The organism is Litchfieldella anticariensis FP35 = DSM 16096 (genome assembly GCF_000409775.1).
GTDB classification, from domain to species: Bacteria; Pseudomonadota; Gammaproteobacteria; order Pseudomonadales; family Halomonadaceae; genus Litchfieldella; species Litchfieldella anticariensis.
Genome location: NZ_KE332377.1, coordinates 1,428,004 through 1,453,886 on the forward strand (window position 1 = coordinate 1,428,004; position 25,883 = coordinate 1,453,886).

Below are 25,883 nucleotides of genomic sequence, written 5' to 3' on the forward strand. Positions count from 1 at the left end.
ACCAGCAGCAAGGAGGTTGATGGCATGCTCAACCAGACGGTGGCGGTGTTCGGCGGTACCGGTTTCCTGGGTCGCACGATCGTGCGCGAACTGGTGCAGGCAGGAAATCACGTACGTATCGCCACACGACACCCGCACCTTCCTGCCGAAGTGGCCTCCAACAACAGTGTCGAGCTTGTGAACGTCGATATTCGAGACGAGGATAGTGTCGCCCGCGCTCTTGCCGGTACCAGTGCCGCCGTCAATGCCGTGGGCCTTTATACCGAACCAAGCCGTAACGAGACGTTCGACATCATTCACACCCAGGGTGCCGAGCGCGTCGCTCGACACTCGCGGGAAGCCGGACTCCATCACTTGGTACATATCTCAGGTATTGGTGCGAATGCCGATTCTCCCTCGAACTACATTCGTGCTCGCGCGCATGGTGAGCAGCGGGTGCACGAAGCGTTCCCCTCCGCTATCATCCTTCGCCCCAGCGTGTTGTTCGGCCCTAACGATGCCTTTCTCGGCGCACTGGTCATGCTCTCTCGTTTTCCAATAGTGCCTTTGTTCGGCCGGGGCGATACCCGTCTCCAACCAGTCTACGTGGCTGACGTGGCGCGTGCCGTATCTCGCCTACTGAACGATGACATCACGCTCGATACCCGCCTCTTCGAACTGGGCGGTGCTGGCATCTATCGTTACCGCGAGATCGTCGAGATGACCTTGATGTATCTGGGACGTCGCCGACCGTTACTCAGCGTGCCTTACCCTGTCTGGCTGACGCTCGCCAGGCTGACAGCCTGGCTGCCCTCGCCTCCCTTGACGGAAAACCAGGTCATGCTCATGCAGAAAGACAACGTAGTGGGCTCACATGTCGGCACCTTCGACGATCTGGACATCACCCCGCGTTCGCTTGAGGAAATGCTACCTTCATGCCTTGATTCCGCATGATCCTTCAGGGTTTGTCGGTAATGATCTGCGACGTTTCGTGATCTGCCGCGCCCTGCCTCCGATCAAGACACCTCCCCCAAACCCAGCGCATCAGACGGTCGCCACGCTTCAGGCGCTTGGCAAGGAAATGTCGTGTGTCCTGCTGCCGAGGCGTATCGTCTCGTGACCAGATTCGCAGGGTATCGAGAAACAAAGCAGTCAACCCGACCTCCTCCATCCGTGCCCGACGAGTGCCATAGGGAGCCTCGAGCCTGGCAGCCTCACGAAGCCACTGAATGGTGCGCGAGAGATCGAAGATCATTGGCCCCCAGGTATGCAAGTGAGGCAAATGGGCCTTGGTACGCAGCATCTGGACGGTAACCCGACGATGGGCTGCCAAAGCATCGAACCAGGCAAGCATGCAGTATTCGATGCGCTCCCTGGCGCGCCAGGTATCGAAGTCATCGGGCTTGTCAGCGAGCATCGCCCGCCACCCCCGCAAGAACCAGACATTGGCCACGGCATCGAGATCGCGATAGTGATCGAGGACGGTGGTAGCGGGAATATCGAGCTGGGCGGCCACTTCGGTCAATCTGACGGCATCCCAGCCATACTCATCGGCTTGCTGTAACGTGGCTTCGAGAATGCGATCGGCGAGCGGCTCGAAATGTCCGGCGCCATCGTGGCGGTACACGGGCGTCATGGCCATGGTCTTCCCTCCGAGTATCGCTTGATCCTGATTGGCTTGCTTCTGCTACTACCTTAGGCGTTGTCTGTCCTGCCGACGAGGGGCACGCCTCGATTCCTCCTTCGATCGTGGTCAACCGGGCTATGCTATAACCAAATATGAGTAACCAACGTTAGAGAGCCCCGCCACTCCCCCGGGAGGTATCATGACAAGTGGAAACGAAGCCAAGAATACTCACTCCACTCACGATTGGCGTCTGGCACCGATGCTGGGGGGATGGCTTTCCACCGCTCTGCTGATGTCACTGACAGCGACTGCCAACGATCATGTGGTCATCGCTACGGCAAGTACGAGCGGTGTCTACCACGTCACGGGGCGAGCCATCTGCCACCTGATGGACACTGCCTGTGAACCTCGCCCCTCGCCCGGCTCCTTTGCCAATCTCGAGGCCATACGCAAAGGTGAAGTCCCCATTGCGCTAGCCCAATCCGACTTGCAGTATTATGCCGTCGAGGGCATTGAAGGCTTTGCCGACGCTGGGCCGGACGAGTCGTTGAGAGCCCTGTTCTCGGTTCACAGCGAACCCTTTACCGTCGTCGTGCGCCGCGATGCCGGTATCGCCGATATCAACGATCTGCGCGGCAGGGCCGTCAACATCGGCAACCCTGGCTCAGGGCAACGTGGCACGATGCAAAGATTGATGGATGCCAAGGGATGGTCGCTAAGTGACTTCTCCCCGCTCAATGAGTTGCCTGCCGATCAGCAGTCACTGGAGCTATGCCATGGCCGAATCGAAGCCATGGTCTATACGGTGGGGCACCCGAATTCATCCATCGAACAGGCCATCCGGCTCTGCAGTGCCACTCTCATCGATGTAACCGGCCCTGAAATCGATACGCTGATAAGTGAATCGCCCTACTACACCAGCGCCTCGATCCCTGAAGGACTTTATGGTGACAACGTTCCCGGCGTGAAAACCTTCGGCGTACGTGCTACCGTGGTCGCCTCCGAGAACACCGATCCCGACTTGGTTTACCGCGTGGTCGCTGCTGTCTTCGATAACTTCGACGACTTCCAATCCCTCCACCCGGCCTTCTCTGTGTTGACACCAGAGCAGATGATCCACGAAGGACTATCCGCCCCCCTGCATGAAGGCGCGCTGCGTTACTACATGGAGCGGGGCTGGGCCGAAGAGGAGGAATCCTTGGAGGAAGAGACGTCGGAGCAAGAGGAAGGCTAGCGAGAATGGCGGACCACTGGCCCGCCACTTGAAAGGCAGGGTGCCAGTCAGGCTTTTTTGACGAACTCGGACTTGAGTTTCATGGCTCCGATACCATCGATCTTGCAGTCGATGTCATGGTCGCCATCCACCAGCCGTATATTCTTGACCTTGGTGCCGACCTTGACCACCAGCGACGACCCCTTGACCTTGAGATCCTTGATCACCGTAACGCTATCGCCATCGACAAGCGTATTGCCATTGGCATCACGAATGACCGCCTCACCTTCGTGCGTATCGTTACCCGCATCCTTCGACCATTCATGACCGCACTCGGGGCACACGAACTGGATACCGTCATCGTAGGTATAGGTGGAAGCACATGCCGGGCAGTTAGGCAGATCGCTCATGGGACAGAGTCCTGTGGCTGGAAACGGAAGGCAGCAAGCCTACACCGCATCAACCATTGGCACCACCTCACGACCAGGCTTTGCACTTCTTTCCCCTGGCTGGTAGGTTTGTTTCACTGATACATGAATAAGGAAGATCAAATATGGATCCAGCCGTCAATAGTGCAGTCAGTGCATCACTGGTCATGCAACAGGCGCAGACCCTCCAACAAGCTCAGATGCAAATCTTCAGGGAAGCCCTGGACACCCAACAGACCCAGGTCAACGCCCTGATGGAATCGGCAACCACCCAGTCGCGCCTAGCCAGCGAGGGCAACGTGGGCACGCAGATCAATACCTACGCCTGATCGACCCTCTCAGCCCGGCTTTATGCCGGGCTGAGCGTTCTCATGACAGCTCGGCCAGTACCTGGCCCAGCGCGTCAGCAAGCAGTGGCGCCATGGCTATGGCATTGCTGGGATGGACGATGCAGTCAGTACTCCACACCTCACCGATCCCGGCGCTCTTGATCACTTCCATGGCCTCGCCGGCAAATAATGCATGAGTGATGGCAACATCTACCGAGCTGGCCCCAGCGACGAGGAGCTGTTCAGCGGCCCGGGCGAGAGTGTGACCGGAACTTGCCACGTCATCCATCAGCACGACATGGCGGCCGGAAACGTCAATACCGGGCAATTCGATTTCCACTTGCGTGTCACCATGGCGTACTTTGCGACACACACCGTGGTCGAGACCGGTAACGGCGGCTGCATGTTCTACCCACTGGGCGGATTCAGCATCCGGCCCTATCAACAAGGCATTGTGGCGCTTCCTGGCGATTAGTTCGGCCAACCGCAGGGCACCGGAAAGTGCAATGGCATATTCAGTGGGGATCGCCTCTTCCAGACGATCGATACGATGCAGATGCGGGTCCACGGTAATCACGGCATCGAATAACTCGCCGAGAAATCCACCGACGATCGACTGGCTGACGATCTCACCAGGATGAAAAGCGATGTCCTGACGCATGTAGGCCAAGTACGGCGCTACCAGTATCAGCCGCTTTATACCCTGCTGCCGGGCATGACGAGCAATCAGCAACAGCTCCACCAGCTTGTCGTTGGGTCGGTCGAGGCTGCGATAGATCACCAGTGTCGATGGGATACGTGTTGATTCGTGGAACGGCAGCGTAAGGCGCAGTTCCTGGTCAGGGAAACGGTGATACTCGACCTGGGCGGTGTCGAGTGCAGCCACCTCGGCCAAGCGCTGGGCGGGCGCGGTCTCATCGTCAAAATGAAGCAGAACGGTCGTCATCTTTCTCACCACAGCTATCCATGCAGGGTGAGCCGGCACGGATGCCGGCTCCGTGTCACTAGAGTGACAGATGACTCCATCCTAGCAGTGTCCCGGAAAGGCGTCATTTGATTGAACGCAAGACTACGCGTGAATGGCCAGTTCGCGCGAGAGTCTACAGCTCACGCCCCAACAGGGCTTCGTTGAACGGGTAGCGCGAGAGCTTCTCGATATCGGTGTCGGTGACCAGCACTTCCTCTTCCAGTTTGACACCATCGGCGGCGCCAACCTCACCGATATAGCTTTCCACCGACATTACCATGCCCGGCTCCAATACGCCGTCCTTGGAGAAGCGATCGAAGTCCATGTGGTGCGCGATCAGTGGCGTCTCGCCGTGCATGCCCACGCCGTGGATGATCGAGGGATAGCGGCGGTCGAGGAACCGTTCGGGAATCTTCCAGGCCTTTTCAGCGATCTCGCGATAGCTCATACCAGGCGCGAGGATCGCCATGTTGTGATGTACCTGTTCATACGCCATCCGGTAGAGGCTCTGCTGATAGCCGCTAGGCTTGCCGGGGCCGACATGAAAGGTGCGCGAGAAGTCAGAGTAGTAACCGTGACAACCGATGGTATCGGTGTCGAGCGCGACCAGTTCGCCGGGACGAATCACTCGATCGCTGGCCTCATGGAACCAGGGGTTGGTACGCGGTCCGGAGGACAACAGCCGGGTTTCGATGAACTCGCCACCTTGCCGAATCACCTCACCGTAGAGAATGGCAAACAACTCATTCTCGCTGAGGCCGGGTTTGATCGCAGCCTCCACCTCGGCCACGGCGGCTTCGCTGCCTGCCATCGACTGGGCCAGACAGGCAATCTCCTCTGGGCTTTTAATCCGGCGGCAATGCAGGGTGTCCTGCATGCAATCGAACACCTCTAGCCCTTGGGCTTCCAGGGCACGGGCCAGGTTGAGCGCGCAGCGATCGAGTCCTACCTTCTTGTTGCCCTTGCCATGGGCTTCGACCAGCTCAGCGATTTCCACGCCAAAAGGGTCACTCGAGAGGTTATCGCGCTGGTTGACCGCCGACCACACCACTTTGGAGGTGCGCGCTTCATCGATGGTCTCGAGCCAGGTCGAGACATGAGCGCTGCCCGGATACTCGAACAGGATCACCGGTCCGTCCAACGGCACGTAGAGATAACGCGTGGAGTTGCGCAAAAAGTAGCCGAACATGTTGCGCGAGCCAGTGGCATAGCGCTGGTTGTAAGGGTCGAACAGTACCACCGCGGCATAGCCCTGCTCGGCCATCATTGCACGTAGCCGGGCCAGACGTCCGGCGCGCAATTGCCTGGGGTCGAAGGCAGTGGGAATGCTATCGCCGTTGCCGATGGGCGCCGAGGGTACCACCGGGATCTTGTCGGGCTCGGCGTCGGAGAGGATGTCGAAATCTACGATGCTCATGGGAATCCTTCAGTCCTGGAGATTGTCGCTTCGCCGCAGCCCTTCCTTCAGCAATTGCTCATGGATGGGTGCCATGCGGCCGAAGATACGCAGAGCACGCTCGGGGCGACCGATGAAACCTGGTTCCTTGGTGTAGGCAAAGATCACGGTATGGCGCTCCTTGTCTCCCTTCACTGGGGTTACTCGGTGCAACGAATAGCGCCCGAAAAAGATCTGCAAGTCGCCTGGCTCCAGGTCCAACGACTTGATCCGTGAACGGTCGCCATCGATGACGCGCTCGACCTCGGCATAGTTCTCTCCCTCGGGACTACGGATACCGGGTACGTATTCGAAGCACCCTCCGCCATGGGAGCGACGGGTCATCATGGTGACGATGAACTCGTTGGTATCGTAATGCCACGGGTGCTGACATCCTTCGCGCAGCACGTTGATTACCAGGCCGGCCAGCGGATCGGCGTATTCGTGAATCTCCTCCATCCCCACCACACGGGCAATGAAACGCTGGAACTCGCCATTTTCGTAAACCTGGCGAATGATAGTGTCACCTCCGATGCGGTCACCGGCGACGAAACCGTTGGTACGATCGGCGAAACGGTTCTTGGGATGCGAGGCAGGAAGGTTTGGGTCGGCATCACTGTTGTAGGGATTGGTCTCGGTCTGGTTATAGTGAGCTTCCGGGGATAGCCGCTCGGTCTCGCGCTCGAGTCGGCCCAGGGCATGTTCGGGGATGAATCGCTTGAGCACTACGCAACCACCCTCGGCGAGTTGTCGGCGACAGTCCTCGATCAAGCGTTGCCCAGTGCCGCCATCCAGGTCATGTAATGGGTAGCTTTCCAGGTCAATGAGCCCCTGCAGCGAGGTGATATGCTTGGCATGCATCGTCTTCGCTCCTAGCTAAGGAGACACTGATTGTCGAGAATGTATGGTCAGCGTAGTGAGCGAAGGACGATAATAGAAATGAATGGTTAAGATGACATGAATTGCAGGCACTCATTGATCGCCACCCATGTACAGCGACATGAGGTGTCGATCGTCCTGGATATCAGCAGCGGTCCCGGCGAACTTCTGGTGCCCTCCGGCCAGAATATAGAGACGGTCGGCAATGGGTAGCGCCTCGCGGATATTCTGTTCGATCATGACCACACCGATACCACGCTCACGCAACCCTTTCACCCGGGTCATGGTTTCACTGACAAGGGCTGGGGACAGGCCCGCGGAAGGCTCGTCCAGCAGCACAAAGGCAGGATTCGGTACCAAGGCTCGGGCGATGGCGACCATCATCTGCTCACCGCCCGACAGCGACCCAGCTGCGACATGACGTCGGCGCTGCAGGCTTGGATAATCGCCAATCAGAGTTTCGATGCGATCCTCCACCCAGGACGTGTCGCGCAAGGAGTAGCCCCCCATGCGCAGGTTCTCCATCACCGTGAAACGCGGGAAAACGCCACCGCCCTGGGGCATCATCACGATACCCCGGCGCACCACCTCATGCACCGCCAGACCGGTAAGCTCGCGATCCCCCAGGTACAGCCGCCCACTCCAGGCGGGCAGCAGTCCGGCGATGGCCTTGATCACCGTCGATTTGCCACTGCCGTTGGGGCCGAACACACAGGTGACCTCCTCCGAGCGTGCCGCCATCGACACCCCGTGGACGATTTCCTGCTTGCCATAGCCGGTCACCAGGTCTGTGACACGTAATTCCGTACTCATACCTGCCGCCCCAGATAGGCCTTCTGCACCTCGATGTTATCGGCAATCTCATCGAAGCTGCCCTCGGCGACGACCTGCCCCGCATCCATCACCACGATGCGATCGCAGATCTCGCGGACCATCTCCATGTCATGTTCGATCACCAGGAAGGTGGCACCGCTATCGCGTACCCGACGAATCGCTTCCAGCATGATGCGGCGGATATTCGGGTGGACGCCGGCGGTGGCCTCATCGAGCAGAATGACGCTCGGGTCGCGCATGCATACCCGCCCGAACTCCAAGAGTTTCTGCTGCCCACCGGACAACTCCGAGGCCAGGTTATCCGCCACATGGGAGATCTCCAACATCTCCATGGTTTCCTTGGCCCGGTGCGGCGCTCGCTTCCAGTCACCACTCTCGACGGCGGCCGCCATCAGGTTGTCATGCACGCTGATATTGTCGAACAACGAGGGAATCTGAAAGGTCCGGGCCAGTCCGGCACGCGCGATACGCCATGCCGGCTGACCGGTCACCTCTTTGCCATCGAGCCAGACCCGCCCCTCATCCATGGGCAGCATGCCGGCGATCAGATTGAACAGGGTTGACTTGCCGCTGCCATTGGGGCCGATGACGCCCACCACCTCTCGCGATGCCACCTCGAGGTCGACGCCAGCCACGGCGGTGACACCGCCGAAGTTCTTGACCAGCCCCTCGAGAACCAGCGGCGAACGGCTTATCGTCTGACGTGCGGTGTCAGCATGCATGGCATCCCCTCTTTATAGTTTGCGCAACAAGCGCCCCATCAGCCCACCACCCCGCCGACCGCCCGGCAACAGGCTGATCAGGCCGTTGGGAAGAAACAGCACGATCATGGCGATGATCAGCCCGAGGATCGGCAGGTAGATGGTGGTATCGCCAAGCTCGGACCAGATATAGCGATTGATCAGCCACAATACGGTGGCACCGAGTGCCGGCCCCCAGACCGTACCGAGGCCACCCAGCAGGACCATGACCACCATCTGGTCGGTAATTTCCGGCCCCATCACCGAGCGAGGATCGATGAAGGTGACCCAATAAGCGTAAATGCTGCCGAACAGCGAGGTAATGCCGGCGGACAGCGCGAAAGCCTGCACCTTGACCAGAGTGGTGTGTATACCCATGGCCTCGGCGGCGGGCTCGTGGTCCCGAAGCGCCTTGAGCCGAAAACCGAAGCGGGTCCGCTCAAGCAGATACCAGGTACCGAGATAGGCCAGCAGGGCGACGACAAGCATGGTGTAGTAGAAGAAGAACTCATTGAGATAGGCCGGCAGGGAGAGGCCAGCGGTGCCTCCGGTAATGTCGAGTATGATGGCCACCTGCATCAGCATCTCGGCGAATGCCCAGGTGGCGATGGCGAAGTAGGCGCCACGCAGGCGCATGGTCGGCCCGCCAATGGCCGCGGCGACACCAACGGCAACGAGAATCCCCAAGGGTAGTGTGGCAAGGAAGGGTATCCCCAGGTCTCGTTGCATGAGGATGCCAGTCACATAGGCACCGATGCCGAAAAAGGCGGAATGGCCGAAGCTGATATAACCAGCGTAGCCACCCACGATATTCCAGGCGCAAGCCAGCCCCGCCCACATCAGCACGCCGGTGACGATACGCAAAGAATAGGGATCGACGAATCCTGGCAATACGGCCAGTATGACCAACCCCACGAACGAGGCGAGGACGCCTGAGAACCGAGACCGGCTAAGCTTAGATACCACGCTGGAGAATCCCCTTTGGTGAGATGAGCAGGACCAGATAGAGGGTCGCGAAGACCACCAGCAACGAGTAGCGGGTTCCCACGTAGGTCCCCACCAAAGATTCCACCAGCCCCAGGACCAGGCCGGCCACGAGCACGCCTCCCACCGATCCCAGCCCGGCAAGCACCGCCACGAAGAAAGCAAACAACGTGTAGCGCACCCCGACTTCGGGATTCACCGAATAGATGGTGGCCAGCAGCACCCCTGCCGATGCCGTGATGCCGGTGTAGATGCCGTAGACATAGGCCGAGACGCGTTTGACATCGACTCCCATCAGCCCGGCGTGATCCCGGTTTTGCGCAACCGCCCGCACTGCCAGCCCAAAGCGGGTGCGATACAGCAGCACAAATAGTCCCAAGCCCAACAGCAATGCCATGCCGAAGGCCGACAGCCGCAACAACGGAACAGTCACCGGGCCGAGCGAGAACGAGGCGCCAGACAACACCGAGCCGACACTGCGGCTGTCGAAGGACCACAGCCAAAGTGCACCGCCACGCATCATGATGAAGATGCCGAAAGTGAAGGCCAGGGCCATGAGATCGGGACGCGCATAACGGCTGGTTCGCACATGGTAGATCAGCGGACCAAGTGCACAGCCGATCAGGGTGAAGAGCGCGAAAACGAAGAACACGCTGATGAAGGGGTCGATGCCCAGCAGACGACTAGCCCAGTAGGCAGCATAACCGCCCAGCATCACCCACCCGCCAACGGCAAAGTCGATGACGTGTAGCACACCGAAGGTCAGTTGAAACCCCACCGTCAGACAGATGAGGATGCCGCCGATCAGAATGCCGTTCAGCAGCGCCTGGAGTAGTACGTCCATCTATCGCCCTCCCCCGGGATGGCCGGCCCACCACCCGGGAAATTCGCTGGGTAGAGGGCCGGGTATGTCATCGATCAGGAGAAGGCGGGCAGCGGATAGACCAGCTCCGTCTGCGCCGCATCGCTTGGGGCCACGGGTACGACGCGTCCCTCGGTGATCTGGATGACCACCGGTACGGGCTGGATATTGTTGTGGTAATGATTGCCTTCCCGCTCGAAGGCGACCGGCCCGTAGAAGGTCTCGATATCCGTCTCCTCCAGCGCCTCCACCAACTCCAGACGCGCCTGCCGATCCCAGACCGGCGGCTTGCCGAGTCGCCGAGCGGCATCTTGCAGCACCAGGCCACTGGCCGAACAGGCCGCCTCGGTGTAGTCAGGATGGCTTCCCCAGCGGGAGTGAGACAGCTCGTCATAATCGCTGGCCGTGCCGAAAAGATCGTCACGGTAAGGCAGGTTTGGCGTCCACACGGAGATGCCAAGAACGCCATTGGCGTCGGCACCCAGTTGATCGGCGAAAGCCGCCGCAGTGACGCCGTAGTGCATGAGGATCGCCTTGGGCCGGAAATTCAGCGATTTGGCGGTATTGATGAAGTTGATCAACACCTCTTCGTGCCCTCCCACCGCCACGAGATCGGGATTGTCGGACTTGAGATTGGAAACGATCGGCGTCAGATCGGCATTGGCCGGGAACAGCTCGAAACGCGTCAGCTCGAGGCCAGCATTGTTCACGCCGTTGCGAAAGCCCTCGGCAGTCTCCTTGGAGAAAGGCTCATCGACACCGACCACACCTACCGAAGCAGCCCCAGTGGCTTCGGCAATGACACCGATGGAGCTGCCCGCCGTGTGATCCACGGCAGGGATCATGCCGAAATTGAATTGCGGTTTTTCCAGCCAGACGTTTGGCGATTCCGCCGACCCCGAGATCATCGGTACACCGTACTTGGCACAGATAGGCTGCACGGCCAACGTCACCCCGGATGTGTAGGGGCCGAATAGAACGCTGACCTCATCGCGAATGATCAAGCGCTCGGCAGCATCGGCTCCTGAAGCGGGACGCGACTGGGCATCGCCATAGAACATCTCCACCCGGTAGCGATCGCCATTGATCTCCACCCCGCCCAGCTTGTTGATTTCTTCCGCCCACAGGTCATAGCCACGCCGGGTGAGGTTACCACCGAAGCGGTTCTCCCCTGACAACGAGGTCACCACACCACAGCGAATGGTAGGTTCCTGTGCGTGAACGTGAATGGCCGGTGCACCGAAGGTCAGCGCTCCTAATCCATAGGCAGAACCCTTGAGGAAGCGCCTGCGAGAGATCTTGTCAGTCATGCCAACCTCCCCGAAAAGTCACGATTGTCTTTGTTTTGGTCACACGGGAGATGCCGGAACACGTGTTCTGAACAACATAGCAGAGATTGAATTTAGGGACGGTGGACAAAACAATCGACCCAGTTTGATAATCAGAACAAATGATTAGAGCAAAATCCATTTCAGGAGCTCATGAATCATGGATACCGATCTACTGCGAGCCTTCGTTACCGTGGCTGAGTGTGAGGGTTTCAGTGCCGCCGGTAAGGTTCTACACCGTACCCAGTCCGCGATCAGCCTGCAGATCAAACGACTGGAAGACCAGATGGGCGAGAGCCTGTTCGAACGCACCAGCCGTAGTGTGGTGCTGACGGCAGCGGGCGGTCGTTTGCTGCCCTATGCGCGGCATATCCTCAAGCTACAGGGCGAAGCCAAGCGAGTCATGGGCGCTGATCGCCAGAGTGAGTTGATCCGCCTGGGGACCTCGGAAGAGCAGGCCAGTACCTATTTGCCGGAATTGTTGCCCTATTTCGCCGAACGCTTCCCTACGGTAAGGCTGGAAGTGATCTGCAATATTAGCACTGCCTTGGTCCACGATTTTCAGGAAGGCCTGCTTGATGCAGTGCTGGCAATTCGCCACATGCCGACCCAGTCAGGCCAGCTTCTGGGCCGTGAGCCGTTGGTGTGGGTGGTCGCCACCGATAAATCACCTCTCGACTGGGAGACCTTGCCACTGGCGTTGAATCCCGAAGGCTGCATTTTCCGTGCCCATGCCTTCGCCGCCCTGGGACGAGCGGATCGAGGTTGGGACGTGCGCTATTCCAGCCAGTCCCCCACCGGGATCAACCTGCCGGTTCAAGCCGGTCTGGCATTGACGGTAAAAACACCACGCAGCGTGCCGGAAGGCTGTCGCATCGTCAGTGAAGATGAAGGACTGCCACCGCTGGGCCATGTAGAGATCGAAATGCACCGCGCCCCCGGGCACTCGAGCGAGGCCTTCACGACATTCTGCAATGCCTTGGAAACGATCGTCACCGGTACCAAATCGCTGGAATGTGTAGAATACGTTGTCAAAGAATCATAAATTTGTCTCTGGCTCGGTACGATCCAGCGAAAAGTGTATGGCCCAGCGAAGAGTATGACGCATGGCTTATGATATCCAACTCAAGCGTGTCTATAGCGAAGCAAGTGACGATGATGGTGCACGGGTGTTGGTCGATCGCTTGTGGCCGCGTGGAAAGCGACGCGAGACACTGGCATTGAGTGATTGGTACCGCGATGCCTCTCCTTCGAATACCCTGCGCCGCGACTGGCACCAGGGCAATATCAGCCGTCCGGTATTCGTCCGCCGCTATCGCTGGGAAATGGCCGATGCCAAGGACTGTCTGATTCCGCTGATGCGTCTGGCCCGCCAGGGGCGCCTGACGCTGCTTTCGGCAACCCGCGACCTGGAAGAGTCGCATCTTCCGATCCTGCGCGAAGCGATCCTCGAGGCACTGGCTGAAGAAGACCGCCAGGCTAATGGCCGCGACGTCAGTTCGCCACCTTGTTATGCCGAGCGTTTCGAGGATTCCAATAAATAACCCAAAGGAATATAAGAAGCGTTATATATAATTTTTATTTCTTTTTCGGACCCCCTAGCCTATACGCCATGTAGGTAGAGTGAATCACGCGACTCAGCTGAACGACTGCGGCTTGTCGTGTTTTTGTCGCGAGAGGAGACCTAGATGGCCCGAGGTTCCCTGCTCGACACCAATAGTCCTCTGAGTGCCGAACAGGCCAAGCGACTCAACGATGCACTGGAAGGACTCGACGCCCACCAGTTGACCTGGCTAAGCGGCTATCTTGCTGCTCTGGGAGCACACCAAGGGGAGATAGCCACCGCGCCTGTGCAACCCGAGGCGGCGGAAATCGTTGTGCTCTATGGCAGTCAGACTGGCAACGCTGAAGGTGTTGCTGAACTGGCCAGCGATCGCGCCAAAGCCAGAGGCTTCAATGTCCGTCTACTCGATATGGCCGATGCCGGCAAGAAAGCGTTCAAGGAACCGCGCAACCTGATGGTGGTGGTCAGTACCCAGGGCGATGGCGATCCACCCGACACCGCGGAAAGCTTCCATGAGCTGATGCACGGCCGCAAGGCACCCAAGCTGGATGACCGGACACGCTTTGCAGTGCTTGCTCTCGGCGACTCCAGCTACGAGCACTTCTGCCAAACCGGCAAGGAATTCGATGCACGTTTCGAGGCCTTGGGTGCCCAACGCATTCATGATCGCATCGACTGCGACGTCGACTACGAAGAGGATGCCGAACAGTGGATCGAGTCGGTACTCGACCGCTATGCCGAATTCAGCGATACGATAAGCCATGCCAGCCAAGGCTCGGCGGTGGCGGTGCCCAATGCCGCTCCCCAGACGAGCTACTCGAAGAAGCACCCCTTCCATGCCGAAGTGCTCGACTCGATCGTGCTCAATGGGCGCGGTTCCGACAAAGAGACGCATCATATCGAGCTATCATTAGAAGGCTCCGGGTTGAGCTTCGAGCCGGGCGACGCCATCGGTGTCGTACCACAGAACGATCCCGCCTATGTCGACGAACTGCTCGACAAGCTAAGCTTGGACGCCGAAGCCCCCCTGGGTGAGGATCGAAGCCTGCGCGATGCCCTGCTCACGGAGTTCGAGGTCACTACCTTGACCCGTCCATTCCTCGAACACTGGACCGAGGTGTCGGATGCTGCCGAGCTGCGCCGATTGATGGACCAGGAGCCGCGTGACGAGCTGCGCGACTGGGTCGAGGGTCGCCATATCATTGACGTGATAGAACATTTTCCGGTGAAGAAGATCGATGCCCACACCTTCACCCAAGCATTGCGCAAGCTACCGCCCCGCCTTTACTCCATTGCCTCGAGCTACGAGGCGGCAGCTGATGAAGTACACCTGACGGTAGGCATCGTACGATACGAAGCCCATGGTCGTGCGCGCGGTGGGGTGGCGACGACCTATCTCGCCGATCGCGTGCAGCCGGGGGACACGGTGCCAATCTACGTCGACCGCAACAAGAACTTCAAGCTGCCACATGACGATGACACGCCAATCATCATGGTCGGTCCGGGAACCGGTATCGCCCCTTTCCGAGCCTTCCTGCAGGAGCGCGAGGAGCGTGGCGCCAAAGGTCGCAACTGGCTGTTCTTCGGCGACCGCCGCTTCCGCTGCGACTTTCTCTATCAGGCTGAAATGCTGCAATGGCGCAAACAGGGTCTATTAACCCATCTGGAGGTAGCGTTCTCTCGCGATCAACAGGAGAAGATCTACGTTCAACACCGCATGCGTGAACACGCCGCCGAACTTTATGCCTGGTTGCAAGAAGGAGCGCACTTCTATGTCTGTGGCGATGGCGAACGCATGGCGGCGGATGTACATGGTGCCCTGCTCGATGTAATCCGTTCAGAAGGAAAGTTTGGTGAAGAAGGCGCCAAGGAGTATTTGCGCGAACTGCAACAAGCCAAGCGTTACCAACGCGACGTGTATTGAGTCGGAGGTATCAGCATGGGCGATATTATCCAGAAGCTTCGCGATATCTCATTCGATGAGTTGCATTCTAACGAACGCCTGAAGGTAGAAAGCGATTACCTGCGCGGCACTCTGGAACAGAGCATGGCTGATCGCGCCAGCGGTGGCGTCAGCGAAGATGATACTCAGTTGACCAAGTTCCACGGCTTCTATCAGCAGGACGATCGCGACCTACGCAGCGAACGGCGTCACCAGAAACTCGAGCCGCTGTATTCGTTCATGGTCCGGTTAAGAATACCCGGCGGTCTGCTGTCGCCGCGACAGTGGTTGAGCCTGGACGATATCGCGACTCGCTATGCCAATGACACACTGCGCATCACAACGCGCCAGACGTTCCAGTACCACGGGGTGCTCAAGGAGAACTTGCGCGCACACCTCAGGGTCATCAACGACGCGATGCTAGACACCATCGCCGCCTGCGGCGATGTTAACCGTAACGTGATCTGCACCGCCAACGCACACCGCTCGAAAGTCCATCATCAGGTCTTCGAACTGGCACATGAGATCAGTGCCCAGTTGATGCCCCGCTCACGCGCCTATCACGAGATCTTTCTCGGTGAGGAGCGTGTCGCAGGCGGCGAGGAGGAGCAGGAACCGCTCTATACCAAGCATTACCTGCCGCGCAAGTTCAAGATCGCACTGGCCATTCCACCCGATAATGACGTCGATGTGTTCGCGCACGATATCGGCTTCATCGCTGATAGCGAAGGAGGCGAGTTACGCGGTTTCAGTGTGTGCATAGGCGGCGGCATGGGCATGACCCACGGCGAACCGGCCACCTTCCCGCGGCTGAGTGATGTGGTCGGTTTCTGCACGCCGGATCAGGTCATCGAGGTTGCCGAAGCCATCATGCTGGTGCAGCGCGATCATGGCGATCGCCACGATCGCAAGCATGCACGCACCAAATACACGATCGAGGATCACGGTGTCGAGTGGTTCCGCGAAGAGGTCGAGCGGCGCCTGGGATATGCCTTCGGCGAGCCACACGAGTTCCATTTCGACAGCAACGGCGACCGCTACGGATGGTATCAGGGCGACGACGGCGCCTGGAACTACGGTTTGTTTATAGAGAACGGTCGCATCGCCGACTTCGACAACGGCATGAAGCTGCTCTCCGGCATGCGCGAAATTGTCCGCATCCATGAAGGCGACATCGCCCTGACCACCAATCAGAACCTGATCATCACCGGTGTTGCCGACGACAAGCGTGACGAGATCGAGGCTCTGATCGACAAGTACTGCATGTCCAAGGATGTTTCAGCACTGCGCCGCGAGTCGATGGCCTGTGTCGCCTTCCCTACCTGTGGACTGGCCATGGCGGAAAGCGAGCGCTATCTACCGTCGCTGATCGACAAGCTGGAGCAGGCGATGTGCAAGGCTGGCCTGGCCGACGATGCCATCGTGGTGCGCATAACCGGCTGCCCCAATGGTTGTGCCCGTCCCTACCTGGCCGAGATCGGCTTCGTAGGCAAGGCACTGGGGCGCTACAACCTCTATCTCGGCGGCAGCTTTACCGGTGAACGGCTCAACAAGCTGTATCGTGAGAACATCGACGAAGCCACGATCATGAAAGAGCTCACCCCGCTGCTCAAGCACTATGCCAAGGAGCGTGACGAGGGTGAGCACTTCGGCGACTTCGTGATTCGCCAGGGAGTGATCAAGGAGACCACCGCAGGGCGCAATTTCCATGACTAGACACTGGGAATTTCAAACGGCATCGACACCTGGCACCATAAGCGCATGAACAAGCGACTTCTGATCGTGGCCCATGCGCCCTCGCCCAATACCCTGAAGCTGCGCGAGGCCGCCGCGCGCGGTGCCCACCACCCGGATATCGAGGCCGTCGACGTCACAGTCAAAGCGCCATTGGACGCAGGGCCAAATGATATCCGCGCCTGCGACGCCATCCTGCTCGGCACCACCGAGAACCTCGGCTATATGAGCGGAGCGCTGAAAGACTTCTTCGACCGCAGCTACTATCCGGTCCTGGAAGAGAAACAGGGTCTACCCTGCGCGCTATACATCCGCGCCGGCCGCGATGGCACCGGTACCCGTCGTGCGGTGGAGAGCATCGTCACCGGCCTGCGCTGGCACTGGGTCCAGGAGCCATTGACGCTGCGTGGTGAATGGCAAGAAGCGTTCGTCGATCAGGTCGAAGAGCTGGGGATGTACATGGCGGCGGCCTTGGATAGCGGCGTGATCTAAATGCAAAACGGCACCCGATGTGGATGCCGTTTCAGTTCCAGGTGAGAGTGCCCGACTTACTTGAGGCGCTCGAAAACCGTCGCTACCCCCTGCCCCATACCAATACACATGGTGGCCAGACCCAGGGTGGTATCCTGCTGCTGCATCACGTTGAGCAGCGTGGTGCAGATGCGCGCTCCGGAGCAGCCCAACGGATGGCCAAGAGCGATGGCGCCGCCATTGAGGTTGACCTTCTCATCCAAGGCATCAAGAAAGCCGAGATCCTTGAGCACTGGAATCGACTGGGCGGCGAAGGCCTCGTTGAGCTCCACGGTTTGAATGTCACCTGAAGCCAAGCCTGCGGCCTTGAGCGCTTGCTTGGTAGCCGGTACTGGGCCATAGCCCATGATCGAGGCGTCACAGCCAGCCACCCCGGTGGAGACGACCTTGGCAATCGGCTCGACACCCAGTGCCCGGGCGCGTTCGTAGCTCATCACCGCCATGCCGGCGGCCCCTACGGAGAGCGCCGAGGAAGTGCCCGCGGTCACCGTACCACCGCGAGGATCGAATGCCGGCTTGAGCTCGGCCATCTTTTCCAGGCTGGCATCGGCACGCACCACTTCGTCATGCTCGACCAACACACGGAAGCCACGGTCGTCATGTCCTTCGACTCCCACGATCTCGTTGTCGAAATAGCCCTGTTCATTGGCGGCATAGGCACGCTGGTGCGAGCGTACCCCGAACTTGTCCTGCTCCTCGCGGGACACGCCGTGCATCTTGCCCAGCAACTCAGCGGTCAGCCCCATCATCATCGCCGCCTTGGCGGCATACTTGCTGGCCGCCGGGTTGACATCGACACCATGGGTCATGGGTACATGTTCCATGTGCTCGACGCCACCGATGATGTAGAAGTCGCCCATCCCGGCCTTGATGTTGGCAGCGGCAATGTGCAACGCGGTCATTGACGAACCACACAGGCGATTCACGGTCTGGGCCGGCACGCTACGCGGAATACCTGTCATGATCGCTGCATTGCGGGCGATGTTCATCGCCTGTTCCAGGGTCTGGTTGACACAACCCCAGATCACGTCATCGACCTCGTTGGGATCGAGATTGGCATTGCGATCGAACAATGCCTGCATCACCGATGCCGACAGGTTCTCGGCACGCACATTGCGAAAAGCACCATTCTTGGCCTTGGCCATGGCGGTCCGTACCCCGTCGACCACCACGATATCTCTCGGATTCAAACTCATCTGCTGACTCTCCTTAACACGTGGTGATTCAGGCGTAGAAACACTCGCCGGCCTTGGCCATCTGGCGCAGCTTGTCAGTGGGCGCGTAGAGCGGTCCCAATTCGTCAGCGAGGCGATCCGCCAAGTCGACGAATTCGGCAACGCCCGTGGCATCGATGTAGCGCAGCGCTCCACCGCGGAACGGCGGGAAGCCAATGCCATAGATCATTGCCATGTCGGCCTCGGCAGGACTATCGACGATGCCATCCTCGAGACAACGCACGGTCTCCAAGCACAGCGGTACCATCATTCGAGCAATGATCTCCTCGTCGGAGAAATCCTGTTCCTTTGCGACCACACTCTTGACCAGCTCGTAGGCTTGGTCATCGCTGACCTTCTTCGGCTTTCCTTTCTTGTCTTCCTCGTAGGCATAGAAGCCCTTGCCGTTCTTCTGTCCCAGGCGATCGTTGTCGGCCATTACCTGGATGGCGGTCTTATCTTCGCGAGCCATACGCTCGGGAAAGCCCTCAGCCATTACTTCATTGGCATGTACCGCGGTATCCATGCCAACAACATCAAGTAGATAGGCAGGCCCCATCGGCCAACCGAACCGCTCCATCACCTTGTCGACACGCTGGAAGTCGGCGCCATGCTCAATCAGCAAGCTAAAGCCACCGAAATAGGGGAACAAGACGCGGTTGACCAGGAATCCGGGGCAATCGTTGACCACAATCGGTGTCTTGCCCATGGCGCGGGCATAAGCCACGGTAGCCCCGACCGCAGCATCACTGGTCTTCTCTCCGCGGATGACCTCGACCAGCGGCATGCGGTGCACTGGATTGAAGAAGTGCATGCCGCAGAAGTTCTCGGGACGTTTGAGATTCTGCGCCAAGCGGTTGATCGAGATGGTCGAGGTGTTGGAGGTCAGAATGGTGTCCTCGCCAACCATCTCTTCTACTTCGGTGAGCACTGCATCCTTGACCTTGGGATTCTCGACCACCGCCTCGACCACCAGGTCGACGTGACCGAAATCACCGTAGGAAAGCGTGGGACGGATATTCGAAAGGCGCTCCGCCATTTCTCCGGTATCCAGCTTGCCGCGCTCGACCTGCTTGGCAAACAGTTTGCGCGCCTCTTTGAGACCGAGTTCCAACGCCTCCTCCTTGATGTCCTTCATCAAGATCGGCGTGCCCTTCGAGGCGCTCTGATAGGCGATACCGCCCCCCATGATGCCAGCCCCCAGCACTGCGGCCTGGGTGACGTTGCTGGCTTGCTTTTCGTAACGGCTGGCTTTCTTCTTGACTACCTGATCATTGAGGAACAGCCCCACCAGATTGAAGCAGACATCCGTCTTGGCCATCTGGGCGAAGGCCTTGGCTTCGATGGCCTGAGCACGCTCGCGCCCTTCGCCTGCCCCCCTCTGAATGACCTTGATGGCTTCGATGGGCGCCGGGTAGTGCGGACCAGCCTTACCCGCCACATAGCCTTTGGCAGTTTCGAAGGCCATCATCTGTTCGATGGGGTTGAGGTGTAACGGCCCCATTTTCTCTTCGCGTCGTCTCTGATAATCCAGTTCGCCGGCATTGGCCCGTGTCAGGATATCGAGCGCAGCAGCTTCAAGTTGGTCGCCCGGCACCACGACATCCACAGCCCCCATCTTCAGAGCATCTTGCGCCTTGTTCTCGCTACCGCCAGCGATCCATTCCACGGCGTTGTCGGCACCGATCAAGCGCGGCAAGCGAACGCAACCACCCCAACCTGGCACGATCCCCAGTTTGGTCTCGGGCAGGCCGATACGCGCCTTGTCGCTCATCACCCGGAAATCAGTGGTCAACGTCACTTCGCAACCGCCCCCCAATGCCAAGCCATTGATGGCAGACACCGTCGGGAACGGAAGGTCTTCGATGGCATTGAAGATGGCGTGGACCTTCTGGTTCATCTCGATCAGAAAATCTTCCCCCTTATCGAACAGACCATGGAACTCCGTGATATCGGCACCAACGATGAACACCTCCTTGGCACTGGCAATGATCAGCCCCTTGATACCGTTCTCGTCCTGCAGCGCCTTGACCGCTTCATCCAGTTCCCCGACCACGCTGCTGGAGAGCTTGTTGATGGACTCATCCTTCAAGTCGAAGGTGAGCGTCGCGATACCATCGCCATTGGTCGCCACCGAGATGGCATTGCCTTGATAGATCATCCACGAATCTCCACACAGGGTTGGACGTTGGAGGATTGCCAATTTTCATACGGCCGTTTGATTGCCAGATAGCTTGGTCTACCTTACCCGCGGCGTCAAGCCCACCCGCTTTAGTCGAACGTCGAAGGATATCGTCGATAGCATATGGCGACACTCGGTGTCGCTCTTCCACGACTCCCTGTGCTCGCGTTCACTTGTTAGGATGCGCATTCTCGCTACCCTTCAGAGATAGCTCCGCAATATGACGAAGCCTTCATCTTCGCCGTCCTCCGATGTTCTCACCGAAGAGACTCTCAACGCAGAGACTCACGGCGATCGACCTCGTTCCCCCCGACTGTGGGCACTGCAATGCCTGGCTGCACGGCTAGTAGAGCGCATCCGCCCTTACATGTGGGTTTGGCCTCCGATTGCCTTCGGTACCGGGGTGGCAAGTTTTTTCCTGGTCGACCGTCAGCAAGGACTTGGGGCCATCCTGGCGCTGGGCATGCTGCTGACCTGGGTACTGCTGCTCTCTGAAAGCCTGATTGGACGTCTTCTGGCACAACGGGGTTATAGCACCTTGCCGCGCGGGGTAACGACCTTCATCGCTCAGATGGTTCATCAGGAAACGTTGTTCTTCTGTCTGCCTTTCCTGCTCGCGACCACGGTGTGGACCAGTGGCCAGGCATTGTTCACGCTGCTGATCGCGGCCCTGGCGTTGCTCTCGATACTCGACCCGCTCTACTTCAAGCTCGCCGAGCGCCATCGTTGGGTATATTTTGCTTTCCACGCCCAATGCGTATTCGTCGTGATACTGGTTACCCTGCCGGTCATGTTGCACCTGACCACCAGCGAGAGCTTGCGCTATGCCGTGCTGACCATGGCCATTTTCAGCCTGCCTAGCCTGCTGCATTTGGTCAGGCCTCAGCGGCTCAGGAGTTGGTTGATGATGTTCGGCCTGTTGGCCTTGCTGGCCAGTCTGGCCTGGGCTGGCCGAACTTGGGTGCCCCCAGCCAATCTATGGATCAACGGAAGCGCTCTCTCGCCGCAATTCGATACCCGGACCCGTACGCCGCAAGGCAGTGTCTTGTTGCAAGCCAATGCATTGCATCGCACCGGCCTATATGCCTATACGGCCATTCGCGCCCCACGCGGCTTAGACGAGAAGATCTATCATGAGTGGCGCCATGAAGGAGAACTAGTGGACCGCATCCCCCTTGTCATTCATGGTGGACGAGAGGAGGGGTATCGCGCTTGGACTCACAAGCAAAATTTCCCGGAGGCACCTGGCGGCCGTTGGCGCATCGATGTCATGACGGCTTCCGGTCAACGCATTGGAGTGATGCGATTCACCGTCGCTGAAAAGGCCGGTGCAGCGGCGGTTGCCAATGGTACTATTTCCCCGCCACCTGGCTTGCCAGGGCTGGATATACGGCGGCTAATCCCGAGTCAGTCACCCGATCAACGAACGAAAGATAGGGAATGAGTCAAAACAGGCGCTTGCAATACACGGGGAGGGTTCGGACAATCCTGTCATCAGCCTGCAAATGCGAAATGCCATGCATCAGAATATCGGTTTCAAGTTGTCTCGCCTGCCACGCCTGTGGCGAGCAATACTCGACAAGCGTCTGGCTCCCCTCGAGTTGACCCAGACACGCTGGATCACGCTCTATCACCTGTGGCAACTAGGTGATGGCCAGGCTCAATGTGATCTGGCTCGTGCCATCGGTGTGGAAGCGCCATCTCTGGTACGCACCCTGGATCAACTTGCGGAGCAAGGATTGATCGAACGCTGCCCCTGTGATCATGACCGTCGAAGCAAGCGTATCGTTCTGACGCCGCAGGCCACGCCGCTTCTCCAACACATCGATGCCGTGGTCACCCAGGCCCGGCAGGAAATGCTTGCCGGACTAAGTGACGAGGATATCGCCAAGCTCGACGAATTGCTGACACGCATTGAACAAAATGGTCTAGAAATCCAAGCCCGCGAGGATGTGGACACTGAATGACCAGGTCATCAACGCTGAGTGTCGTCGGGGTCTCCAACTCTGAGTTGCCGTAACGTAGGCCGATCCGGGCGTCCTTCCAGTGCACCACGGAGAAACGCGAAATCATCCAGATACCGAGCGAAATGATCTCCGCCCTGGGATTCGCCCCACCAAAGTGTCAGCGCTTCGCGATCGGACTCGACCACCACGGCGTCCTGCGGCAATCGCGCCAGCAATTCACTCAGGCGTTGGTCGACATCCGGAGGCAGGGGACGCAGAGGTTCGATACGCCAGCGCCAACCAGGCTGGAATTCCTTGAGGCTCTCGCCAGTCTCCTCATTTCTCACCAGCAAGAATCGAGGCCCTGACCGCTGTGGCGAATATGGCCATCGGTAGCATGGCATGAGTGTCGACACATTGTGCAACGGAGGCTTTTCCAGCTTGACTCTGACGCCAGCATTGACGGCAGTATCACGCAGTTTTCCTAGACGCCGTTGGGATGCACTGGGGCGCAGCCACATCATCGGCGAGATAACCAGCAGCATCAGGCCAATGATAATCAACCACTTCATGGATATCCCTCCGGGTATTGGAAACAGACGCTAAAACGTTGATATAGATCGTTGTCGTGATACGTAAGCCGGCCTAGAGTGGAGACATCCACTAGTTAACTTGATGCCGGGGGCCTCCCATGAGCAACGAATACCGCCATATCCTGGTCGCTGTCGATCTGACCAAGGATTCCCACAAAGTACTGGAGCGTGCGCTGCCCATCGCCGAGCGCAACCATGCCAAGCTCTCGATCATGCATACGCTGGAACCCTTGGGCTTCGCCTATGGAGGCGATATTCCCATGGATCTGACCAGCATTCAGGACCAACTCGACGACCATGCCAAGCAACGCCTGGCCGAGATCGCCGATCCCCATAATGTATCTCGCGAGAACCAGCATGTTGTGGTGGGCATGCCAGATACCGAGATCCACCGCTTTGCCGAGGAGCATGATGTCGACCTGATCGTGGTCGGCTCTCATGGCCGCCATGGTTTTGCCCTGCTGCTAGGCTCCACGTCCACTGGTGTATTACACGGCGCGCAATGCGATGTGCTGGCGGTACGCGTCGGCAAGGATGGCGAGGAGAGCGACGAGTAACGCCACTTTTCCATGGTTCCACTTGGGAAGCGTTGAATCATGGGTCAACGCTTCCCTCATTCCCCCGCCGCCATGGACTCTAACTCCATCCAACGCTCCATGGCCGCGTCGAGTTCCGCTTGCTTGGCACTCATTGCCTCCAGCGTCGCTGTGACCTTGTCAGCATCCTGCTGATAGAAAGCCGGATCGCTCACCATAGCTTCAAAGTCAGCGACTTCGGCCTCCAGTATTTCAATTGTCGCTGGCAGATGATCCAATTCACGCTGCAACTTATAGGATAACTTGACTGGCTTGGTACGTCTTTCCTGATCCGACGCCGCAGGCTTCCTTTCGGGGGATAAGATTGCCGTCTTGGCCTGACCGGACACCTGGCGCGCGTCGAATTCCCAGGGCGCCGGAGGCAGCTTTCCGCCTTGGCGTAGCCAGTCCTGATAACCGCCAACGTATTCGCGCACTCTCCCCTCACCCTCGAAAGCCAGTACACCGGTGACCACGTTATCCATGAAGGCACGATCGTGGGATACCAATAGCAAGGTGCCGTCGAAATTCAGCAACAGTTCCTCGAGTAACTCGAGGGTCTCGATGTCCAGGTCGTTGGTCGGTTCGTCGAGTACCAATACGTTAGCCGGCTGAGTGAACAACTTCGCCAACAGCAAGCGATTGGACTCCCCTCCTGACAACGCCTTGACAGGCTGACGCGCGCGCTCGGGAGTAAACAGGAAGTCCTGCAGATAACTAATGACATGCTTGTCCTTGCCACCTACCGTCACGCGATCGCTTCCTTGCGCCACGTTGTCGTAGACGGTTTTCTCCGGCTCGAGGCCAGCACGAAGCTGGTCGAAATAGGCCACCCGTAGATTGGTTCCCAGCCTGACCTTGCCTTCGGTAGGGGTAAGCTCCCCCAATAGGATCTTGAGCAGAGTGGTTTTACCAGCACCGTTACGACCGATCAGGCCGATTCGATCACCACGCTGAATTTCCAAACTCAAATCACGGATCACCCAATCGTCACCAAAGCGTTGACTGACCTCGGAGAGTTCCACCACTCGCTTGCCACTGCGCTCACCACTATCGACAGCCAGATTCGCTCTACCCTGGCGCTCACGACGCTGGCTGCGTTCGGCACGCATCTTTTGTAGCGCGCGGACTCGCCCTTCATTGCGGGTTCGTCGGGCTTTGATTCCCTGACGAATCCAGGCCTCTTCCTGGGCGAGTTTCTTGTCGAACTCGGAGTTCTCGCGAGCTTCGATTTCGAGTTCGTGGGTTTTCTGCTCCTGATACTTATCATAGTCACCCGGATAGCGTCCCAAGCGTCCACGATCAAGTTCCAGTATGGCGGTAGCCAGACGCGACAGGAATGCACGGTCGTGAGTAATGAACAACACCGCTCCATTGAACGCCAGCAGCTGCTCCTCGAGCCAGGTGATGGTATCGATATCCAGATGGTTGGTTGGCTCATCGAGCAACAGCAAGTCGGGTTCAGCCACCAAGGCACGAGCCAGTGCCACACGGCGGCGCCACCCACCGGAAAGCGACTCCATGGGATCGTCGGCGGGCAATCCCAGACGCGTGAGGATGGTGTCGATACGTTGATGGAATGACCAACCATCAATGGCTTCCAATTGGGTCTGCAGACGTTCCATGCGCTGCATGTCGGGTTCTACGGCCTGCACCAGATGGTGATACTCGGCGAGCAGCGCTCCGGCCTCGGGTAATCCGCCGGCCACCACATCGAAAATGGTCTCGCCCGACGCTGTGGGTAAATCCTGCTCCAATACGCCGATCTTCAACCCTGGTGCACGCCAGATACTCCCACCATCGGCTTGTACCTCTCCGGCCACTAGTTTGAGCAACGTCGACTTGCCGGTGCCGTTACGCCCCACCAGCGCCAAGCGCTCACCCTTTTCCAGTACCAGATCGGCACCATCGAGCAGCACATGCGGGCCATAGGCCAATTGCAACTGTTCCAGACGTAACAAGGTCACGCTCATACCTCACACAAACCGTCGAAAGCC

Annotated in this window: 25 protein-coding genes; 11 read left to right on the top strand and 14 right to left on the bottom strand. The window is 58.6% G+C overall.

All coding sequences use genetic code 11. The features are described 5' to 3' along the window. The first annotated feature begins 24 nt into the window (after positions 1-24). The gene (locus tag L861_RS06605) at positions 25-933 is read left to right on the top strand and encodes a complex I NDUFA9 subunit family protein (RefSeq protein WP_016415801.1); all 909 of its coding nucleotides are present in this window, start codon (positions 25-27) and stop codon (positions 931-933) included. A 4-nt stretch (positions 934-937) separates the two neighbouring features. On the opposite strand, the gene L861_RS06610 is transcribed toward L861_RS06605, so the two are convergent. Beyond that, positions 938-1,621 carry a TetR/AcrR family transcriptional regulator gene (locus tag L861_RS06610; protein ID WP_016415802.1) on the bottom strand — a complete coding sequence of 228 codons (684 nt, stop codon included), beginning with the start codon at positions 1,619-1,621 and terminating at the stop codon, positions 938-940. A gap of 184 nt (positions 1,622-1,805) precedes the next feature. Here L861_RS06610 and L861_RS06615 point away from each other — a divergent pair, with 184 nt between their 5' ends. Beyond that, positions 1,806-2,840 carry a TAXI family TRAP transporter solute-binding subunit gene (locus L861_RS06615; protein ID WP_016415803.1) on the top strand — a complete coding sequence of 345 codons (1,035 nt, stop codon included), beginning with the start codon at positions 1,806-1,808 and terminating at the stop codon, positions 2,838-2,840. Between the two features lie 47 nt (positions 2,841-2,887). On the opposite strand, the gene L861_RS06620 is transcribed toward L861_RS06615, so the two are convergent. Further along, positions 2,888-3,229, bottom strand: a complete 342-nt coding sequence (locus L861_RS06620; protein ID WP_016415804.1) for a zinc ribbon domain-containing protein YjdM — start codon at positions 3,227-3,229, stop codon at positions 2,888-2,890. 143 nt (positions 3,230-3,372) lie between these two features. Here L861_RS06620 and L861_RS06625 point away from each other — a divergent pair, with 143 nt between their 5' ends. Beyond that, positions 3,373-3,576 (top strand): putative motility protein, encoded by a 204-nt coding sequence (locus L861_RS06625; RefSeq protein ID WP_016415805.1) that lies wholly within the window; start codon positions 3,373-3,375, stop codon positions 3,574-3,576. Between the two features lie 40 nt (positions 3,577-3,616). Here L861_RS06625 and L861_RS06630 read toward each other — a convergent pair whose 3' ends face one another. From L861_RS06630 to L861_RS06665, 8 genes are all read right to left on the bottom strand, one after another. Then, positions 3,617-4,522 (bottom strand): ribose-phosphate diphosphokinase, encoded by a 906-nt coding sequence (locus L861_RS06630; protein WP_016415806.1) that lies wholly within the window; start codon positions 4,520-4,522, stop codon positions 3,617-3,619. 154 nt (positions 4,523-4,676) lie between these two features. Beyond that, on the bottom strand, positions 4,677-5,960 hold the full coding sequence (locus L861_RS06635) for a M24 family metallopeptidase (RefSeq protein ID WP_016415807.1): 1,284 nt from the start codon (positions 5,958-5,960) through the stop codon (positions 4,677-4,679). Positions 5,961-5,969: 9 nt separating this feature from the next. Continuing rightward, on the bottom strand, positions 5,970-6,839 hold the full coding sequence (locus L861_RS06640) for a HalD/BesD family halogenase (protein WP_016415808.1): 870 nt from the start codon (positions 6,837-6,839) through the stop codon (positions 5,970-5,972). A 111-nt stretch (positions 6,840-6,950) separates the two neighbouring features. Beyond that, complete coding sequence (locus L861_RS06645) at positions 6,951-7,670, bottom strand: ABC transporter ATP-binding protein (RefSeq protein WP_016415809.1); 720 nt, start codon at positions 7,668-7,670, stop codon at positions 6,951-6,953. After that, positions 7,667-8,413: an ABC transporter ATP-binding protein gene (locus L861_RS06650; protein WP_016415810.1), complete on the bottom strand. Its 747-nt coding sequence runs from the start codon at positions 8,411-8,413 to the stop codon at positions 7,667-7,669. Before L861_RS06650 ends, L861_RS06645 begins: the two co-directional genes overlap by 4 nt. 12 nt (positions 8,414-8,425) lie before the next feature. Further along, positions 8,426-9,397, bottom strand: coding sequence for a branched-chain amino acid ABC transporter permease (locus L861_RS06655; RefSeq protein WP_021029130.1), 972 nt, complete (start codon positions 9,395-9,397; stop codon positions 8,426-8,428). Then, positions 9,387-10,259, bottom strand: coding sequence for a branched-chain amino acid ABC transporter permease (locus L861_RS06660; protein WP_016415812.1), 873 nt, complete (start codon positions 10,257-10,259; stop codon positions 9,387-9,389). The genes L861_RS06655 and L861_RS06660 overlap by 11 nt, the downstream gene beginning before the upstream one ends. Positions 10,260-10,333: 74 nt before the next feature. Next, positions 10,334-11,587: an amino acid ABC transporter substrate-binding protein gene (locus L861_RS06665; protein WP_016415813.1), complete on the bottom strand. Its 1,254-nt coding sequence runs from the start codon at positions 11,585-11,587 to the stop codon at positions 10,334-10,336. 178 nt (positions 11,588-11,765) lie between these two features. Between L861_RS06665 and L861_RS06670 the strand changes: the two genes are divergently transcribed. The 5 genes from L861_RS06670 (at position 11,766) to L861_RS06690 (ending at position 17,337) form a co-directional block, all read left to right on the top strand. Next, on the top strand, positions 11,766-12,650 hold the full coding sequence (locus L861_RS06670) for a LysR family transcriptional regulator (protein ID WP_016415814.1): 885 nt from the start codon (positions 11,766-11,768) through the stop codon (positions 12,648-12,650). Between the two features lie 61 nt (positions 12,651-12,711). Next, positions 12,712-13,149 (top strand): DUF488 domain-containing protein, encoded by a 438-nt coding sequence (locus L861_RS06675; protein ID WP_016415815.1) that lies wholly within the window; start codon positions 12,712-12,714, stop codon positions 13,147-13,149. A gap of 144 nt (positions 13,150-13,293) precedes the next feature. Further along, positions 13,294-15,093 (top strand): assimilatory sulfite reductase (NADPH) flavoprotein subunit, encoded by a 1,800-nt coding sequence (locus L861_RS06680; protein WP_016415816.1) that lies wholly within the window; start codon positions 13,294-13,296, stop codon positions 15,091-15,093. A gap of 15 nt (positions 15,094-15,108) precedes the next feature. Then, positions 15,109-16,827, top strand: coding sequence for an NADPH-dependent assimilatory sulfite reductase hemoprotein subunit (locus L861_RS06685; RefSeq protein ID WP_016415817.1), 1,719 nt, complete (start codon positions 15,109-15,111; stop codon positions 16,825-16,827). A gap of 45 nt (positions 16,828-16,872) precedes the next feature. Then, positions 16,873-17,337, top strand: coding sequence for a flavodoxin family protein (locus L861_RS06690; protein ID WP_016415818.1), 465 nt, complete (start codon positions 16,873-16,875; stop codon positions 17,335-17,337). Between the two features lie 56 nt (positions 17,338-17,393). Here L861_RS06690 and fadA read toward each other — a convergent pair whose 3' ends face one another. Next, on the bottom strand, positions 17,394-18,572 hold the full coding sequence (gene fadA / locus L861_RS06695; RefSeq protein WP_016415819.1) for an acetyl-CoA C-acyltransferase FadA: 1,179 nt from the start codon (positions 18,570-18,572) through the stop codon (positions 17,394-17,396). A gap of 28 nt (positions 18,573-18,600) precedes the next feature. Further along, positions 18,601-20,751: a fatty acid oxidation complex subunit alpha FadB gene (gene fadB, locus L861_RS06700; protein WP_016415820.1), complete on the bottom strand. Its 2,151-nt coding sequence runs from the start codon at positions 20,749-20,751 to the stop codon at positions 18,601-18,603. A gap of 241 nt (positions 20,752-20,992) precedes the next feature. Between fadB and L861_RS06705 the strand changes: the two genes are divergently transcribed. Together L861_RS06705 and slyA are read left to right on the top strand one after the other, a co-directional pair. After that, a complete protein-coding gene (locus L861_RS06705) occupies positions 20,993-22,216 on the top strand; it encodes a DUF5924 family protein (protein WP_021029131.1) in 1,224 nt (407 codons plus the stop codon). Between the two features lie 73 nt (positions 22,217-22,289). Further along, positions 22,290-22,739, top strand: a complete 450-nt coding sequence (gene slyA, locus L861_RS06710) for a transcriptional regulator SlyA (protein ID WP_027947823.1) — start codon at positions 22,290-22,292, stop codon at positions 22,737-22,739. Positions 22,740-22,747: 8 nt separating this feature from the next. Here the strand turns inward: slyA and L861_RS06715 are convergent, their stop codons facing one another. Further along, positions 22,748-23,290 carry a hypothetical protein gene (locus L861_RS06715; protein ID WP_016415823.1) on the bottom strand — a complete coding sequence of 181 codons (543 nt, stop codon included), beginning with the start codon at positions 23,288-23,290 and terminating at the stop codon, positions 22,748-22,750. Between the two features lie 119 nt (positions 23,291-23,409). Between L861_RS06715 and L861_RS06720 the strand changes: the two genes are divergently transcribed. Beyond that, positions 23,410-23,868 (top strand): universal stress protein, encoded by a 459-nt coding sequence (locus tag L861_RS06720; protein ID WP_016415824.1) that lies wholly within the window; start codon positions 23,410-23,412, stop codon positions 23,866-23,868. A gap of 56 nt (positions 23,869-23,924) precedes the next feature. Here L861_RS06720 and L861_RS06725 read toward each other — a convergent pair whose 3' ends face one another. Further along, positions 23,925-25,853 (bottom strand): ATP-binding cassette domain-containing protein, encoded by a 1,929-nt coding sequence (locus L861_RS06725; RefSeq protein WP_027947822.1) that lies wholly within the window; start codon positions 25,851-25,853, stop codon positions 23,925-23,927. Positions 25,854-25,883: the final 30 nt, after the last annotated feature.

What these genes read in the sequence shown, in the direction of transcription:
- L861_RS06675 (WP_016415815.1), top strand. Translation starts at nt 12,712, where the DNA reads ATGGCTTATGATATCCAACTCAAGCGTGTCTATAGCGAAGCAAGTGAC.
- L861_RS06630 (WP_016415806.1), bottom strand. Translation starts at nt 4,522, where the DNA reads ATGACGACCGTTCTGCTTCATTTTGACGATGAGACCGCGCCCGCCCAG.
- L861_RS06640 (WP_016415808.1), bottom strand. Translation starts at nt 6,839, where the DNA reads ATGCATGCCAAGCATATCACCTCGCTGCAGGGGCTCATTGACCTGGAA.
- fadA (WP_016415819.1), bottom strand. Translation starts at nt 18,572, where the DNA reads ATGAGTTTGAATCCGAGAGATATCGTGGTGGTCGACGGGGTACGGACC.
- L861_RS06635 (WP_016415807.1), bottom strand. Translation starts at nt 5,960, where the DNA reads ATGAGCATCGTAGATTTCGACATCCTCTCCGACGCCGAGCCCGACAAG.
- L861_RS06625 (WP_016415805.1), top strand. Translation starts at nt 3,373, where the DNA reads ATGGATCCAGCCGTCAATAGTGCAGTCAGTGCATCACTGGTCATGCAA.
- L861_RS06650 (WP_016415810.1), bottom strand. Translation starts at nt 8,413, where the DNA reads ATGCATGCTGACACCGCACGTCAGACGATAAGCCGTTCGCCGCTGGTT.
- L861_RS06670 (WP_016415814.1), top strand. Translation starts at nt 11,766, where the DNA reads ATGGATACCGATCTACTGCGAGCCTTCGTTACCGTGGCTGAGTGTGAG.
- L861_RS06715 (WP_016415823.1), bottom strand. Translation starts at nt 23,290, where the DNA reads ATGAAGTGGTTGATTATCATTGGCCTGATGCTGCTGGTTATCTCGCCG.
- slyA (WP_027947823.1), top strand. Translation starts at nt 22,290, where the DNA reads ATGCATCAGAATATCGGTTTCAAGTTGTCTCGCCTGCCACGCCTGTGG.
- L861_RS06680 (WP_016415816.1), top strand. Translation starts at nt 13,294, where the DNA reads ATGGCCCGAGGTTCCCTGCTCGACACCAATAGTCCTCTGAGTGCCGAA.
- L861_RS06665 (WP_016415813.1), bottom strand. Translation starts at nt 11,587, where the DNA reads ATGACTGACAAGATCTCTCGCAGGCGCTTCCTCAAGGGTTCTGCCTAT.
- L861_RS06645 (WP_016415809.1), bottom strand. Translation starts at nt 7,670, where the DNA reads ATGAGTACGGAATTACGTGTCACAGACCTGGTGACCGGCTATGGCAAG.
- L861_RS06685 (WP_016415817.1), top strand. Translation starts at nt 15,109, where the DNA reads ATGGGCGATATTATCCAGAAGCTTCGCGATATCTCATTCGATGAGTTG.
- L861_RS06605 (WP_016415801.1), top strand. Translation starts at nt 25, where the DNA reads ATGCTCAACCAGACGGTGGCGGTGTTCGGCGGTACCGGTTTCCTGGGT.
- L861_RS06720 (WP_016415824.1), top strand. Translation starts at nt 23,410, where the DNA reads ATGAGCAACGAATACCGCCATATCCTGGTCGCTGTCGATCTGACCAAG.
- fadB (WP_016415820.1), bottom strand. Translation starts at nt 20,751, where the DNA reads ATGATCTATCAAGGCAATGCCATCTCGGTGGCGACCAATGGCGATGGT.
- L861_RS06610 (WP_016415802.1), bottom strand. Translation starts at nt 1,621, where the DNA reads ATGGCCATGACGCCCGTGTACCGCCACGATGGCGCCGGACATTTCGAG.
- L861_RS06690 (WP_016415818.1), top strand. Translation starts at nt 16,873, where the DNA reads ATGAACAAGCGACTTCTGATCGTGGCCCATGCGCCCTCGCCCAATACC.
- L861_RS06620 (WP_016415804.1), bottom strand. Translation starts at nt 3,229, where the DNA reads ATGAGCGATCTGCCTAACTGCCCGGCATGTGCTTCCACCTATACCTAC.
- L861_RS06660 (WP_016415812.1), bottom strand. Translation starts at nt 10,259, where the DNA reads ATGGACGTACTACTCCAGGCGCTGCTGAACGGCATTCTGATCGGCGGC.
- L861_RS06705 (WP_021029131.1), top strand. Translation starts at nt 20,993, where the DNA reads ATGACGAAGCCTTCATCTTCGCCGTCCTCCGATGTTCTCACCGAAGAG.
- L861_RS06615 (WP_016415803.1), top strand. Translation starts at nt 1,806, where the DNA reads ATGACAAGTGGAAACGAAGCCAAGAATACTCACTCCACTCACGATTGG.